Annotated in this window: 9 protein-coding genes; 8 read left to right on the forward strand and 1 reads right to left on the reverse strand. The window is 56.1% G+C overall.

All coding sequences use genetic code 11. The features are described from left to right. Positions 1-115 precede the first annotated feature (115 nt). From P0120_15120 to P0120_15155, 8 genes are all read left to right on the forward strand, one after another. Positions 116-4,135 (forward strand): DUF4062 domain-containing protein, encoded by a 4,020-nt coding sequence (locus P0120_15120; GenBank protein MDF0675650.1) that lies wholly within the window; start codon positions 116-118, stop codon positions 4,133-4,135. 136 nt (positions 4,136-4,271) lie between these two features. Beyond that, positions 4,272-5,588 carry a methylenetetrahydrofolate--tRNA-(uracil(54)-C(5))-methyltransferase (FADH(2)-oxidizing) TrmFO gene (trmFO, locus tag P0120_15125; GenBank protein MDF0675651.1) on the forward strand — a complete coding sequence of 439 codons (1,317 nt, stop codon included), beginning with the start codon at positions 4,272-4,274 and terminating at the stop codon, positions 5,586-5,588. Next, entirely contained in the window at positions 5,561-6,502 is a 942-nt protein-coding gene (gene xerC / locus P0120_15130; protein MDF0675652.1) for a tyrosine recombinase XerC, read from the forward strand. Before trmFO ends, xerC begins: the two co-directional genes overlap by 28 nt. After that, positions 6,499-7,035: an ATP-dependent protease subunit HslV gene (gene hslV, locus P0120_15135; protein MDF0675653.1), complete on the forward strand. Its 537-nt coding sequence runs from the start codon at positions 6,499-6,501 to the stop codon at positions 7,033-7,035. Before xerC ends, hslV begins: the two co-directional genes overlap by 4 nt. Before the next feature lie 3 nt (positions 7,036-7,038). Continuing rightward, a complete protein-coding gene (hslU, locus tag P0120_15140; GenBank protein MDF0675654.1) occupies positions 7,039-8,442 on the forward strand; it encodes an ATP-dependent protease ATPase subunit HslU in 1,404 nt (467 codons plus the stop codon). A 30-nt stretch (positions 8,443-8,472) separates the two neighbouring features. Beyond that, positions 8,473-9,369 (forward strand): acetylglutamate kinase, encoded by an 897-nt coding sequence (argB, locus tag P0120_15145; protein ID MDF0675655.1) that lies wholly within the window; start codon positions 8,473-8,475, stop codon positions 9,367-9,369. Positions 9,370-9,393: 24 nt separating this feature from the next. Further along, a complete protein-coding gene (locus P0120_15150; GenBank protein ID MDF0675656.1) occupies positions 9,394-10,260 on the forward strand; it encodes a M28 family peptidase in 867 nt (288 codons plus the stop codon). A 253-nt stretch (positions 10,261-10,513) separates the two neighbouring features. Further along, positions 10,514-10,729 (forward strand): hypothetical protein, encoded by a 216-nt coding sequence (locus tag P0120_15155; GenBank protein MDF0675657.1) that lies wholly within the window; start codon positions 10,514-10,516, stop codon positions 10,727-10,729. A 123-nt stretch (positions 10,730-10,852) separates the two neighbouring features. On the opposite strand, the gene P0120_15160 is transcribed toward P0120_15155, so the two are convergent. Beyond that, on the reverse strand, positions 10,853-14,659 hold the full coding sequence (locus tag P0120_15160; GenBank protein ID MDF0675658.1) for a hypothetical protein: 3,807 nt from the start codon (positions 14,657-14,659) through the stop codon (positions 10,853-10,855). Positions 14,660-14,827: the final 168 nt, after the last annotated feature.

The following is a 14,827-nucleotide window of genomic DNA, read 5'->3' on the forward strand; positions in this document are numbered from 1 at the left end:
CCAGGGGCAGTCAACGCAGAGGCTATGCGCTCGCAAGTGATCGACCAGCTCATTGAAATTCTTGTTCCGCAAGGGTAGAAGTCCTCCTGGCAGCACCCCGTAGGGCCAATCAACCATGCAACCCATCGTCCGCGTATTCGTCAGCTCCACCTGGCTCGATCTCCAGCCGGAACGTCTCGCCGTGGAGAAGGCGCTGCAACGCATGCGCCAGACTAAGCTGAACGGGATGGAGTACTTCGGCAGCCGCGATGAGACCACCAGACAGGTTTCGTTGGATGAGGTGGACCGGAGCGATGTCTACGTCGGCATCATCGGAGGGCGGTATGGATCAGGCATCACGGAGGACGAGTATCGAAGGGCGTCGGAGAAGAAGCTACCTCGGTTCATCTATTTCAAGGATGAACAACATATTCGCGCAGACGGCCGAGATCCCGAAGATAAGAAACAAACTCGGCTGGCGACCTGGAAAGAAGATTTACGGAAGGCCCATGCACTCGGCACAGGCCCGTTCACTAGCCCTGACGATCTCGCGGCCCGAGTCACGGCGGACCTGAGCAATTGGCTCTTGGATCAGTGGGGACCACAGCTATACCTCCATGGAGTCGGCGCACTGCCATACGACTATGCGGGGCGAATTGAAAACTTCCTGATCGAATACCTTGGCTCAGCCACTACGCCTGTCCCCTTCGGCGGACGAGAAAAAGACCTCAAGGCCTTGGATGCCTGGTTGGACGATGCAACCGCGCCTCCATACCTTTTGATGGCGGCGCCCGCCGGCCGCGGCAAGTCGGCCCTCCTGGTCCGGTGGACGCGGCAGTTGCTGGCGCGTGCACATATCAGCCTGGTCTTCGTCCCTATCAGCATCCGGTTCAGGACGAATCTGTCCGGCGTCACCTTCGCAGCTCTGGCCGCCCGGTTAGCCACGCTGCACGGGGAAACCATTCCGAACACCCCGTCCACTTCGGTAGAGGTCTGGCGCGGGCTGGTCACAGACTATCTGCGGCGTCCGCTGCCCAATGGGGAAACCCTGGTTGTCGTGCTGGATGGATTGGATGAAGCGGCGGACTGGGAGCCGGGACCGGATCTCTTTCCGCTCAATCCACCTGATCATGTACGAGTGGTGGTCTCGGCTCGGTACCGGGCGGGCGATGAAGACGCTCGGGGTTGGCTCCGTCAGCTGGAGTGGAAACAAGCACACCTCGCGAGATCGTATGACCTGGACCTCCTCACGAGAGAAGGTATGGTTCGGGCGCTGGAAAGTATGGGATGCCCACTCGACCAACTTAGCGCGAAGGTCGATATCGTCTCCGAGTTGTATCGGCTCACCGAGGGTGATCCGCTCATGGTACGGTTGTACGTTGAGGACCTGTGGTCGCACAAAGAACGAGTCGCAACACTCAAGCCGGAAGACCTGGGGGCATTGAAGCCTGGGTTGGAAGGATATTTTAATCGCTGGTGGGACGACCAACGCACACTCTGGGACAAAGAATCGCCGCTCAAAGAACGGAACGTCCAAGCACTGATGAACGTGTTGGCATGCAGCTTGGGACCGCTGAATAAGGGAGACGTGCTGCATCTGACCAAACTATCTTCGTGGGATCTTGAGGAAGCATTGAGGCCCCTGAACCGTTTCATTACTGGAGACGGCAAAACCAACGGGTATGCCTTCAGTCATCCCCGCCTGGGATACTACTTCAAAGACAAACTGTCCGCACGAGAGCAGCAGGACTGGGCGGAAAAGTTTCTCGCCTGGGGCCGAGACACAGTTCGGGGCTCGGAGACGGGTACGCTCGCGCCGGGCAAGGCACCCCCCTACATCGTGCAGTACTACGGCGCTCATCTTGAGCAGGCCCATGCCTCAGCAGAAATGCTGCTCACGCTTGTCTGTCATGGATGGAGCAAAGTCTGGGAGGCCTTGGAGGGAAGCTTCACCGGATTCCTGAACGATGTGGAGCGGGCCTGGAAGGCCGCAGAGCGTGAAAACGAACAGGCCATTAAAAAGGGCAACACAGCTCCCCACATTGGGGCCGAAATCCGCTGCGCGCTGGTTCGAGCCAGCATCAATAGCTTGGCTGCGAAGATCCCGGTCACGTTGATCGTGCAACTGGTGAAACACCAGAAGTGGACAGTCCGGCAAGGTATGTCCTATGTGCGGCAGATTCCTGAAACGAGAAAGCGTGCTGAGGCGTTTGTACAGCTGATTACTGAACTCGAAATGCCAGACGACCTACGAGACCAGATGTTAATGGAGGCATTGGCCGCCGCACGAAAGCTACCCTCCGCACGAGGGCTTCCCGAAAACGAGGATCGCGCAGAGAAACTTGCAGAACTGATCCCTCATCTGCCTGAGAAGAATCGTGCGCTGGTCCTCCATGAGGCGCTAGCGGAAACACGTCAGCTTGAGGACATTGGGGTACGTGCTTTGGTGGTGGCGAAACTGGCCCCCCATCTACCTGAGAAGGACCGCACGAAGATACTCCGGAAGGCTCTTTCTGGAGCACGACTACTGGCAGACAATGGGCGCCGTGCTGAGGTGCTGGCGAAACTGGCCCAACATCTGCCTGAGAAGGATCGCACGCTGGTCCTCCGGGAGGCCCTCGCAGCAGCGCGTCAGATGAAGGACGATGAGCCACATTTTTTTGTGCTGCCGGAGCTGGCGCCACATCTGCCCCAGGATGTGCTCGCAGCAGCACGTCAGGTGAAGGACGACGTACAACGTGCTTGGGTGCTGGCGCTGTTGGTTCCACATCTGCCTGAGAAGGATCGCGCGCCGGTCCTACAGGAGGCCCTCGCAGCGGCGCGGCTGCTGGAGGACGATTATCACCGTCCTTCGGTGCTGACGGAGCTGGTTCCACATCTGCCCGAGAAGGATCGCACGCTTGTCCTACAGGAGACCCTCGCAGCAGCGCGGCTGGTGGGGACCTATATGTTGCGTGTTTACTCCCTTACGAAACTGGTTCCCCACCTGCCTGAGAAGGATCGAACGCTTGTCCTCCTGGAAGCCCTCACGACAATACGTCAGTTGAGGGATAATGGACGACCACGCGCTGAAGTATTGACGGCGCTGGCCCCTCATATATCTGGAAAGGATCGCAATAAAATACTTCAGGAAGCTCTCTCAGCGGCGCGGCTGGAGTGGGACGACTGGCAACGTGCTGAGCTGCTAACGAAGCTAGTTCCACATCTACCTGAGAAAGACCGCCCGCCAGTTATCCAGGAGACCCTCACTGCAGCGCGTCACGTGAAGCATGCTAGAACGCGTGCTTGGGCGCTGACGGCGCTGGCCCCTCATCTGCCTGAGAAGGACTGCTCGAAGATATTCCGGGAGGCCCTCGCAGCCGCACGGCTGTTGGAAGACGATTGGGAACGCACTGGCGCGCTGACGGAACTAGCCCCGCATCTACCTGAGAAAGACCGCCTGAAGTCACTTCAGGAGGCCCTCGCAGCCGCGCGGCTGCTGAAAAAGGATTGGCAGCGTGCTGACGTGCTGACGGCGCTGACCCCATACTTGCCTGAGAAGAATCGCAAGAAGATACTCCAGGAGGCCCTCACAGCCGCACGGTTGCTGGAGGAGGATTGGCAGCGTGCTGACGCGCTGACGGCGCTGGCCCCTCATCTCCGCCTGAAGATTCTGCGGGAAGCCCTCGCAGCGACGCGGCAGCTGCAGGACGATGAGCACCGTGCTGAGGCGCTGATGATATTGGCCTCAGATCTGCCTGAAAGGGATCGCAAGAAGATACTCCAGGAGGCCCTCGTAGCGGCGCGGCTGGTGGAGGACGATTGGCGACGTGCTTACGCGTTAACGGAGTTGGCCTCACACCTGCCTGAGAAGGATCGCAAGAAGATACTCCGGGAAGCCTTCCGGGAGCCCCTCCCAGCGGCGTGGCTGCTGGAGCTCCATGGAGAACGTACTTGGATGCTAACGGCACTGGCTCCACATTTGGCAGCCCTGGACCAACCAATAATCTTTTCTGTCTGGCGTACAACATTCCGAGATCACTTCCCAAAATGCACGAGAGCCGATCTTATGAGCGATTTGGCAGCCTTGGTCCCCATTATCAATGCCCTCGGCGGTTGTAGAGCCCTAGAGACGACGGCACAAGACATCCGGGATGTCGCCATCTGGTGGCCATGATGTAGAGTTTCCTGTCTTACTGCTCCTCACCATTATTCTCACTGTTGGTTCACTGTTTCTTCCCCAGTCAATTGCCTTGACTTCATCAAAAGACGGTTTCTAGAATGACTCCCTTTCACGGGAAAGATTTTCGATTATGAGAGATGATGTTGTCATCGTGGGCGGTGGTCTGGCTGGGTCGGAAGCCGCTTGGCAAGCGGCGAATCGCGGCGCAAAAGTCACGCTGTACGAGATGCGCCCAAAAGAGATGACCAAGGCGCACAAGACCGGAAACTTGGCCGAACTCGTTTGCTCAAACTCGCTTGGTTCCGCCGATCCTTTGAATGCACCCGGTATTCTGAAGGAAGAAATGCGTCGATTGAACTCGCTCGTCATTGCCGCAGCCGAGCAAGCCAGAGTTCCCGCCGGGTCGGCGCTGGCTGTGGACCGCGATCAGTTTTCGTTGCATATCACACGAGCCTTGGAAGGACATCCGCGCATCAGAATTCTTCATGAAGAAATCACGGACATTCCCACTGATTGCCTCTGCATTATTGCAACAGGTCCGTTGACCTCGGATAAATTCTCACAAGCCATCCGTGCCGTGACGCAATCCCAGCATTTATATTTCTACGACGCCATCTCACCGATTGTCGACGCCGACACAATCAACATGGACCTGGTCTTTCGCGCCTCTCGCTATGACAAGGGCGGAGATGATTATTTGAATTGTCCTATGACTGATACACAGTACAATGCCTTTTACGATGCCTTGATGGCGGCGGAAAAAGTCCAGCCGAAGGAGTTTGAAAAGACGTCATATTTCGAGGCCTGTGTTCCGATTGAAGTACTGGCTGAACGTGGCCTCCGGACGATGCAGTTCGGTCCTCTCAAGCCAGTGGGCCTCAAAGATCCAAGAACCGGGATCGAGCCAGCCGCGGTCGTACAATTGCGGACAGAGAACATCCATCGCACCTGTTACAACTTGGTCGGCTTTCAGACCAAACTGACTTATCCGGAGCAGAAACGGGTGTTTCGCATGATCCCCGGGCTTGAACAAGCCGAGTTCCTTCGGTATGGGAGCCTCCATCGCAACACCTTCATCAATTCTCCTCAGCTCCTCCTCAACACGCTGCAATTCAAAGCCCGCGGCACATTGTTTTTCGCCGGGCAGCTCGTCGGCGTCGAAGGCTATACCGAGTCGGCTGCCATGGGAGGCTTGGCGGGCATCAATGCAGCACGAGCCATGGACGGACAACCACCGATCACGCCTCCACCCACGACCGCGCACGGCTGCTTAGTTTCTCATATCACTTCATCGGATCCGCGTCACTTCCAACCGATGAACACCAATTTCGGCCTGTTCCCTCCCTTGTCGAATCCTCCCAAAGACAAAGAGAAGAAGCGTCGCGCGTTGAGCCATCGAGCCCTTGAGGATTTCGACTCATGGAAGATGCAATCAAGGCTTTCCTAATGCACTTCCAGGTCGAACGCAACGCGTCACAGGAGACGATTCGCAATTATCGATCCGATCTTCATCAACTGGCGAGGTTCCTTCAGCGGACCAAGAAGGACGGTGCGCCCAGTCGCGTCGAGGAGGTCACGAGAGACGATATTCGCGCCTATCTGCACAACTTGGATCAACAAGGCGAGAAAGCTTCATCCTTGGCAAGAAAACTGGCTTGCCTCCGAAGTTTTTTTGGTTTCCTCGTACGTGAAGAGGTCCTGCGAACGAATCCTACCGAGATCCTGCGAAGCCCCAAGCGACCAAAGCCACTCCCTCGCGTGTTGACAAAGGATGATGCGGCGGCACTCATGGAGTTTCCGACCGGGCAATCGCCCCTTTCCTTGCGCGATCGTGCCTTGCTGGAAACGTTGTACTCGACCGGGGCTCGGGTGAGTGAGGTCGTGGGGATCAATCTCAATGACCTGAACGAGGCGGACGGAATCGTGTGTTTGAGAGGGAAGGGCCGCAAGGAACGGATAGTGCCGATCGGAGATCTGGCGCTTCACGCAATCCGGCAGTATCGCAAGTCCTTGAAACCGCCGGCCCGAAGCGGTCATCTGTTGTCTCCGATGTTTTTGAATCATCGTGGGGGCCGGATCACCACGAGGAGCGTCGCTCGAATGGTCTCTCGATACTCCAGCCGCCTCGTTGGTGGAGCGGTCAGTCCTCACGCCTTGCGGCACTCGTATGCGACTCATCTGCTCGACGAAGGAGCGGATCTTCGGTCGATACAGGAAATGCTCGGCCATGCCTCGCTGAGCACGACTCAAAAATATACGCATCTGGCAATGGATCAACTCCTCGCGGCCTATGATCGAGCCCATCCTCGAGCACGGGCGGCAGCGAGCCCCTTGCCCGGAAAGGACCGGAAATCGTCATGACCATTCGATCGACCACCATCCTTTGCGTCCGGCGCGACGGACGGGTCGCCATGGGCTGTGACGGCCAAGTGACCGTTGGAACCACGGTGATGAAACACAACGCCAAGAAGCTGCGACGCTTGCATCACGACCAGGTGCTGGCCGGATTTGCCGGAGCCACCGCGGATGCCTTCACATTGTTCGAGAAATTCGAGAGCAAGTTGGAGGAGTATCGAGGCAACCTGACCAGGGCGGCGGTGGAGCTCGCGAAAGATTGGCGAACCGACCGTGTGCTTCGACGGTTGGAGGCGTTGCTTGCCGTCGCCGGCCGTGAACAGTCGTTCATCATTTCAGGAACCGGCGATGTCGTCGAGCCGGAAGACGGCATTTTGGCCATTGGGTCGGGCGGACCCTATGCCCTGGCGGCTGCGCGGGGACTCTTACGCCATTCCCAACTCGAGGCTCCGGTGATCGTCACCGAGTCCATGAACATCGCAGGGTCTATTGACATCTACACCAACCAGCAGATTATTGTTGAAGAACTCCAAGGATAACTCATGATGATGAAGCCGCTCACAAGCGATGCCGAACCACTGAATCTCAATAGTCTCACCCCGCGTCAGATCGTCGAGGAGCTGAATCGCTACGTCATCGGGCAAAAGGATGCCAAACGGATGGTCGCCATCGCTCTTCGCAACCGGTGGCGCCGCCAGCAGGTGTCTCCCGACCTCCGCGACGAGGTGATGCCGAAGAACATCATCATGATCGGGCCGACCGGCGTGGGCAAAACGGAGATTGCCAGACGGCTCGCCAAACTGGCCGAAGCGCCCTTCATCAAGGTCGAAGCGTCGAAGTTCACCGAGGTCGGCTACGTCGGGCGTGATGTGGAATCGATCATTCGCGACTTGACCGAGCTGGCCATCAATATGGTCAAGACGCAACGACTGGCATCCGTTCAGCAAAAGGCGGAACAACAGGGCGAGGAACGATTGCTCGATCTGCTCTTGCCGCCGCCCCCCCCTCGACCGGGCTTTATGGACAGCGCGAGCGAGCCGGCCGCTCAAGCCCCTCAGGATTCCCACGAAACGACCAGGTCGAAACTGCGCCTGCAGTTGCGGGAAGGGAAGCTGGATGAACGAACGGTGGAGTTGGAAGTCAAGGAAAGAGGCCTCCCCGTCGGCGTCATTTCCAACGTGGGTGGACTTGACGACCTCGAGAGCAATCTCCGAGACATGCTGGGCGGCATGTTCCAAGGCAAGAAAAAGAAACGACTCATGAAAGTGCCGGAGGCGCTCAAACATTTGACGCAGGAAGAAGCGCAGAAACTGATCGATATGGAAGATACCACGCGGGAAGCCATCACCAAGGTGGAACAGACCGGGATTGTATTCCTCGATGAGATCGACAAGATCGCCGGCCGCGAGCGCACCATGGGACCCGATGTGTCGCGAGAAGGTGTCCAGCGCGACCTCCTCCCCGTCGTGGAAGGCTGTACGGTCACCACCAAGCATGGCCCGGTCGTGACGGATCACATCCTCTTCATCGCCGCCGGTGCCTTTCATGTGGCGAAGCCGTCCGATCTGATTCCGGAACTCCAAGGGCGATTTCCGATCCGCGTCGAGCTCAGCGCGTTATCAAAGGACGATTTCGTCCGCATTCTCACGGAACCGAAAGGGGCGTTGGTCCGGCAGTATCAGGCCTTGCTGGCCACGGAAGGCCTCACCATCGAGTTCACGAAGGACGGTCTTGAAGAAATCGCCGAGGTCGCGGTGCAGGTGAATGAACGGACCGAGAACATCGGGGCGCGCCGCCTGTTCACCATCATGGAGCGGTTACTTGAGGACATTTCCTTCGAGGGACCCGGCTGGCCCGACAAACGGATCAGCATCACCGCGGCCTATGTCCGGGACCGGTTGAAAGACATCGTCAAGGATCAGGATCTGAGTCGGTATATTTTATGAGAGTCGGGCCCTGATCGCCGCGAGTGACCCATGAACAAACTCATCAAGAAGGCCAACGTCCTCATCGAAGCCCTGCCGTACATTCGCGCGTTTCGCGGAAAGACCGTGGTCGTCAAATACGGCGGCCATGCGATGACGGACTCGTCCCTCAAGGAACGGTTTGCCCAAGATGTCGTACTGCTGAAGTACGTGGGCATCAACCCGGTCATCATTCACGGCGGTGGACCTCAAATCGATAAGATGCTCGATCGACTCGGCATCGAGGCCAAGTTCCGGCACGGCGTCCGGATCACCGATGAGGCCACGATGGAAATCGTGGAAATGGTCCTGGCGGGAAAAATCAACATGGAGATTACGGACCTCATCAACCGTCATGGTGGTAGCGCCGTCGGGTTGAGCGGCAAGGACGGCGGGTTGATTCTCAGCAAGCCGCTGACGGCCAAGGCCTGGGCGGAAAGTCTGGATCGCGATTTGGATAGGGAAGACGGCGAAGGCGACTTCGGACTGGTGGGCGACATTGAAAAGGTCGATCCTGGTTTGTTACGCAACCTCCAGGAGGATCACTATATCCCGGTGATCGCTCCGATCGGAACGGATCGCGAAGGGAATACCTACAACATCAATGCCGATCTCGTCGGCGGAGCTGTGGCCGGGGCCCTGCGTGCGGAGAAGCTCCTCATGATGACCGATATCAAAGGCATTCGCGACGCCAACGGGCGTCACCTATCCACCGTGTCGCGTAAAGATGTGCAGCGCATGATGAAGAAGGGGACTATCACGGAGGGGATGATCCCGAAAGTCCGTGCTTGTTTGGACGCATTGGCCGAAGGGGTCGGAAAAGCCCACATTATCGACGGGCGTATTCCCCACGCCATTCTGCTTGAAATCTTCACACACAAGGGCATTGGGACCGAGATCGTAAACTAATTTCTCGCCTCACGGACCAACCTCGTGCCCGCTGATCGCAACCGCCTCAAAGACGACCTGCATTACCTGGTGGGAGAGCGGCATCCCCTGTCCTCTCCAGTCCGCTTACAGCAGACAGAAGTCTATCTGTCCCGCCGGTTCTCGGAGGCCGGGCTCGCCGTCACCGCGCATGAATTCGAGGCATTGGGCAAGACCTATCGTAATGTGGTTGGCACGATGCTCCCGACATCCGCACAAGGTCAATCTGCACCAGCGCTGATCCTCGCCGCACACTTCGATACAGTTCAAGGGTCTCCCGGCGCCGATGATAATGCTAGTGCACTCGTGGTGCTCCTTCAGGTCGCTCGCCGGGTCCGAGCCATGAAATTGGCTAGAACGGTCCGTTTCATCGCCTTCAACTTGGAAGAAGAGAACTTGCTTGGCAGCTCCGCCTATACCGCGCTTTTGAGAAAGAATCGTGAAGCCATCCACGGAGCGATCGTACTGGAATGTGTCGGCTATGCGAGCCATCAAGAAGGCTCGCAGAAGATTCCTCCCGGTGTCCCAATCGCTGTTCCCACAATTGGAGATTTTCTTGCCGTGATCGGCAACGAGCGGTCGCAAGCCTTGACCGGCTCCGTCGCCCAGGCCATGAAATCGCATCTCCCGATAGTTCCACTGGTTGTGCCGGGTAACGGCGAAAAACTTCCCGACACCAGACGCAGCGACCACACCTCGTTCTGGGAACAGGGATTTCCCGCTGTCATGCTCACCGACACCGCCAACTTCCGCAATCCCCACTACCATCGACCCACCGACACCCTCGACACGTTGAATCTGGACTTCATCGCCTCAGTAGCCGAAGGGGTCACAGCAGCCGTCATTGCCTTGGCCGGTCAACCGACTGCGTAGCTTTGGTTGACCGATTTGGGTAGACTCCCCGGCCATACTACGAGGAATGGAATGAGACGACCATCTGTCATCAAGCCGTTCATTTACTCTCAGGAACTCGCCTATCGCTTCAATGAAGATGAAGCCGTGTGGCGACGTTACATGCAAAAGCATGCTCTGCGCCGGTTGCGCGGTTCGTGGAGTCCATTTTCCGAGGAAGTTCTTGATCGCCTCGACTGGCTCGAAGCGCAACGAGAGTGCCGCGAGAGATGGTATGTTGGAAAGTCAATCGTGGAAACGGTCCAATCAAACCATTCGCAAACGCCTTCCTGAGATTGACAAGACCTTGCTCGAGCAGGATACCGCCTTGGTCGACCTGTACGAGAAATTGCTCCCGCTCCTGCAACCACCTCTCGACACACCCAAGCGCCGGATCGGGTTTCAGTCGAAAGGAAAGCGTGAGGGCGACCGACACAGCCCACTTTCATGATCCTCATCATCATTAGCCCACCGATACCATTGACACGTTGAACCTGGAACTCATAGCCGCCGTCTCCGATGCAGTCACGACCACAGCCAGCCTCGGGAAATGAGCCAAAAACTCCTTTAGATATCATTCGTCAAGAATGTCTCTACTCGACTCTCTCTCGGCATCCCGCTCGTATGTCTCAGCTAAGCCGCGGATTGTGTCAGCAACTCGCTGAAACCCATTGTCTGACAGTGCTTTGGCTTTTTGACGATAATCTTCCGCAATTTGCTTCTCTTCTTCTCCATGAGAGAAGCCGTAAACTCCCCGTTTGTTAAATAGGCCTGTTGTTAATGCTCGGCGCATTTCTGGTGCGTCTCTTGAGTCTAGAGCCGCCGCGATTGATCTGTGAATCCACAGACCTCCTGGGTCTTGTGGCGCATGCGCAAGCGCTTGCCCTAATTGAGACATGGCGACCCCAAAATGTCCTGACTCTCTGCAACGTTTCTTCACTTCGTCCAACCAGGTTCTAAATCGGTCACCATTGAAAGCCCCATCCAGTTGAGTACCCGGAAGGATGCGCCAACCGTGCAGCAATGAATATGCATTCCGGGCTATTTGTTTCTGGGCATCGCTGACTTCTGTTTTAGATTCTTCAGTCTCCTTATCTGAACGGAACACGACTGCAAGTACTTCGCAGAAGAATTCTGGCGATGTCGCCAGCTTTTGCTCGAGAACCTTTGCCTCACCGCCATGTAGCCGATTTAGTAACGGCAGATAGTGCCATTCAATGTTGAATAGATCATCGGAATCAGCAGGTGCGTTCTTTTGTAGCCATTTGATCACTTCCACCGTATGGTGCTGGTCGAGTTGTTTCTGTTGCTCTTCTGTACTTAGAGCGCCCAGCAGCGCCGATGAGGCGAGCGGCATTGGGATGGGCACTTTCTTGTGAGCTAGAACGTAAAGGCAATTCACAGCGGTACCCGGTTGCCCGTTTGAGGTCAACTTCTCAGCAGCATACACGAGGCCGCCAGCCTCCATACCCCACGGAATAAACCGAACCCGCTTCCAGTATTTGTCGGCCTTGGTAGTAAGGATTCGCTCTACACGATTCCAAGTCTCCCGTTCAGAGGGAACTAGTAATAGGAATGCCAAGAGCTGACCCTCGTGCCAGCCCTTCGCCAGTTGCTGATCAACCCATACCCATTTCCGGGTAAAGACCCGTCGCCATACGAAACTCCCGAAAAAAAGACTTATCTCTCTATCACTCTTGTCGAGAAATTCCGGCAACAGAAAGGCGTCAATGCTTGGATCGTCTACCGCACCCAATGCTTCGCCGACCTTACGTGGTGATTCCACGTCCTTTGCAAATCGTACGATCCCTTCCATGCCATTAGTCTTCAGGATTGCCGTAAGGACCTGTCGACGAATCCCATCCAATCTTCGCTGCTGTTCCTCGTAGCCGCCTGCTTCCTCGAAGAGCTCAAAGTCTCGTTCAGTGAACAGTCGTCGATTCGCTAGCTCAACTGATGCAGGGGCTAACATCGCAGTCACCTCTTCAATCTTAGCTAGCCTCTCAGCCGCCATAGCCCACTGAGCGTCCGAAAATCTCTGGTGTTTCAATGCGAGGTCCTTTAAGGCCTCCCAAAGGCGTACACGTTTCTCTTCGGCAAGGGCCGTAACAGGCGGTGACGCGAGGTGGGCCAATATCTGCGAATGTGCCGGTTCCGGTAGGTCTGCTAGACGGTCTACTAACTCGACCAGCTTATTTAAATCGAGTGCAGCAACCCGCGTGCAGATTTCGGCATAAACTTGAACTTGTGCCCAATATTGCGGGACTGTAACTGTCTCCTTCCATCCGTTCGGGATAAATGATCGCCAAACTGGCTTGCGTGTGCCGGATGTACTGCCGTGGGAACTAGGCAGAAGACTGAGCAATAGTTTCCAAGCTACATCTGGGTGTTCCCGAAGCAGTGACTCCAACGCATGTTTTCGTGTCGTCAAATCAGCAAGAGTCTGCGAAATCCATGGAAGAAAGATATCCGTCAGAGAGTTGAGAGGTCGATTCGCCCACGTTCCGCCAGGATCTATGGACGCTAAATCTCCGAGCAAGAGAGTTGCCCGTCCCAAGTAATCAGGATGCCACGCCAGGGTCTCCAATGCCCACAGGACGCCAGTAATGTAATTCCACCCTCCTATTCCGCCGGTGCCCTCCTGCCGAAACACCTCAATGAAGGGGCTCGTGGATGGATCGGCCACTGCCGCTTCGACAGCGTCGAGAAATTCGTCGGGCGCAGCTTCTGCGAGTAGTGGCATCTCGTTATTAAGGCTTGCCCATGTCTCCCAATTCGCCTGGTATAACAACTTCCGCACCAGAAGTTTTGCAGTTCCTTCAGCCTGGCCATGAGAAGTGCTAGTCAGAGCATTGCCTCTTGATCCTAGTAAGGCTAGCGATTCGGTTACCCCTTCTCGAATAGAGCGTGAGTGCAAGAGTGACTTTCCATGAATGGAGGCCGCATAGCGCTCACCCTTCGGCAGCTCGAATTGCGGATCCTTCTCCCCCAATATCTGAAGTGCCATCTTTTGAAAATTTCTTAGATCTTCATCGTTAATACGCGGACCGAGGGCGGCCCATGCCTCTCCGCGGGAGATCACCTTCCACGATTCATTTCGTTGGATAAGGGGAGTGTCCGCGCGCAATGTTTCAACTCGGGCCGCCTCGGCCCACTCCCCGTAGGATTTTCCCAGCACAATCTCCATTGCTTCCCTGTCTGCGCCACGATCACCTTTCCATTTTCCAGTTAGAGATGCTTGAGCCAATATCCGTGCATTCTCCCAGGTAGCGTAAGGTGGCAACTCACCCAGTCCGCGAAAAAAACGCTTCAATGCAGCCAGGCTCTGCGCCCCCACACTCGCCAATTCCGCAGCCCGCTCCATTGAAAAGCCACTGTCGAGGAGGGTCTTCTCAAGTAGGCTATGAGAGGGGCTCATTATCGGGACAAGCTTTTCGGCCCCGCGCGCCCATGCGCCGGAAACCGAAAAGATAATGCCGTGACCTCGGGCACGCGCCGCAACATGTAGCTGCTCATACGAATCTGCAAAATCCAGTCTCGGACTTGCTACAAGTGTGTGAGAAAACCGCAAATTGGAAAAGGTGTGCCAGGCGTCAGGGTCAGAAATGAATAAGCACTGGTTGCTAAATGCACGACGCGTGGTTTCGTCCAGTGACTCGAGAAATGCAGCGACAAAGTCCTCTGCGTCGTTTTCGCTCTCTATGGCGAGAATCAACTGCTGGATCTCGCGGCGGAATAGACGGTCTAGCTGCTGGCAGGCATTTTCTCTTCCCGCGAGGAAAACCTTAGGTGGCAAGGGAGGATCGCCCTGGCTCACCATCTGTGCAAGGTGTGCCCAATGCTCAGCTGGGGTTTGGAATCCGGTAAGGGCTTTTATAAGGCCAATGCGTTGAAGCAGCCACTTTCCGATAGCTGGAAATTCACGAAGCCAATCGCAGAGCTGAACTCCATCAATTACTTTAATTTCCTTCCAACCATCCCCTTGCCGTGCCTGAATCCATGCTGATTGGGAAGGTTGGTCCCAATCCCTACTTCTGGGTGTTACAAAAACAAACGTTGCCTCCGCACGTACTGATTGAGGGGTTCCGTCAGTCCGTTTTTTGTAATCTTCCGTTGCTTTGCTCTGAGCATTCCCGCTACGACCGATCTCCACAAAACTCGTTTTTGGGGGAACGAACTGGCGAAAGCCAACCTCCGTTTGAACGAGGCCATCAAAGCCCGGCAATCCAATCGAATCGCCGTATGGAATTCTGCAATGAGTCAAGTCCGGCACGGACAAATTTACGAGCAGAGCGACTAGTTCCGGTATAACAGGCTCACTGTCCCGTCGATCGGCGAAGTCTTCTAGCTCGCTCGGCGTGACTACCTTCGTGTGTTCCATGCCAGCCTCGCAGTTCGCGGGTAAAGGTTTGCCTGACTATCAAGCAGTTTACATTGGGGCTGCGGGATTCTTATCAAACCTTGTCGGCTTGTCAATGCTAGCCACAGTAATGATTGGACGGAGAGCACATAAGATATCCGGTTTTCGCTGCGGACAAGAGTGGTTGAC

The sequence above is a fragment of the Nitrospira sp. genome (assembly GCA_029194675.1).
GTDB lineage: Bacteria > Nitrospirota > Nitrospiria > Nitrospirales > Nitrospiraceae > Nitrospira_D.

Coding starts and splice junctions, on each gene's coding strand:
- P0120_15120 (MDF0675650.1), top strand. CDS start 116: ATGCAACCCATCGTCCGCGTATTCGTCAGCTCCACCTGGCTCGATCTC.
- trmFO (MDF0675651.1), top strand. CDS start 4,272: ATGAGAGATGATGTTGTCATCGTGGGCGGTGGTCTGGCTGGGTCGGAA.
- xerC (MDF0675652.1), top strand. CDS start 5,561: ATGGAAGATGCAATCAAGGCTTTCCTAATGCACTTCCAGGTCGAACGC.
- hslV (MDF0675653.1), top strand. CDS start 6,499: ATGACCATTCGATCGACCACCATCCTTTGCGTCCGGCGCGACGGACGG.
- hslU (MDF0675654.1), top strand. CDS start 7,039: ATGATGATGAAGCCGCTCACAAGCGATGCCGAACCACTGAATCTCAAT.
- argB (MDF0675655.1), top strand. CDS start 8,473: ATGAACAAACTCATCAAGAAGGCCAACGTCCTCATCGAAGCCCTGCCG.
- P0120_15155 (MDF0675657.1), top strand. CDS start 10,514: ATGTTGGAAAGTCAATCGTGGAAACGGTCCAATCAAACCATTCGCAAA.
- P0120_15160 (MDF0675658.1), bottom strand. CDS start 14,659: ATGGAACACACGAAGGTAGTCACGCCGAGCGAGCTAGAAGACTTCGCC.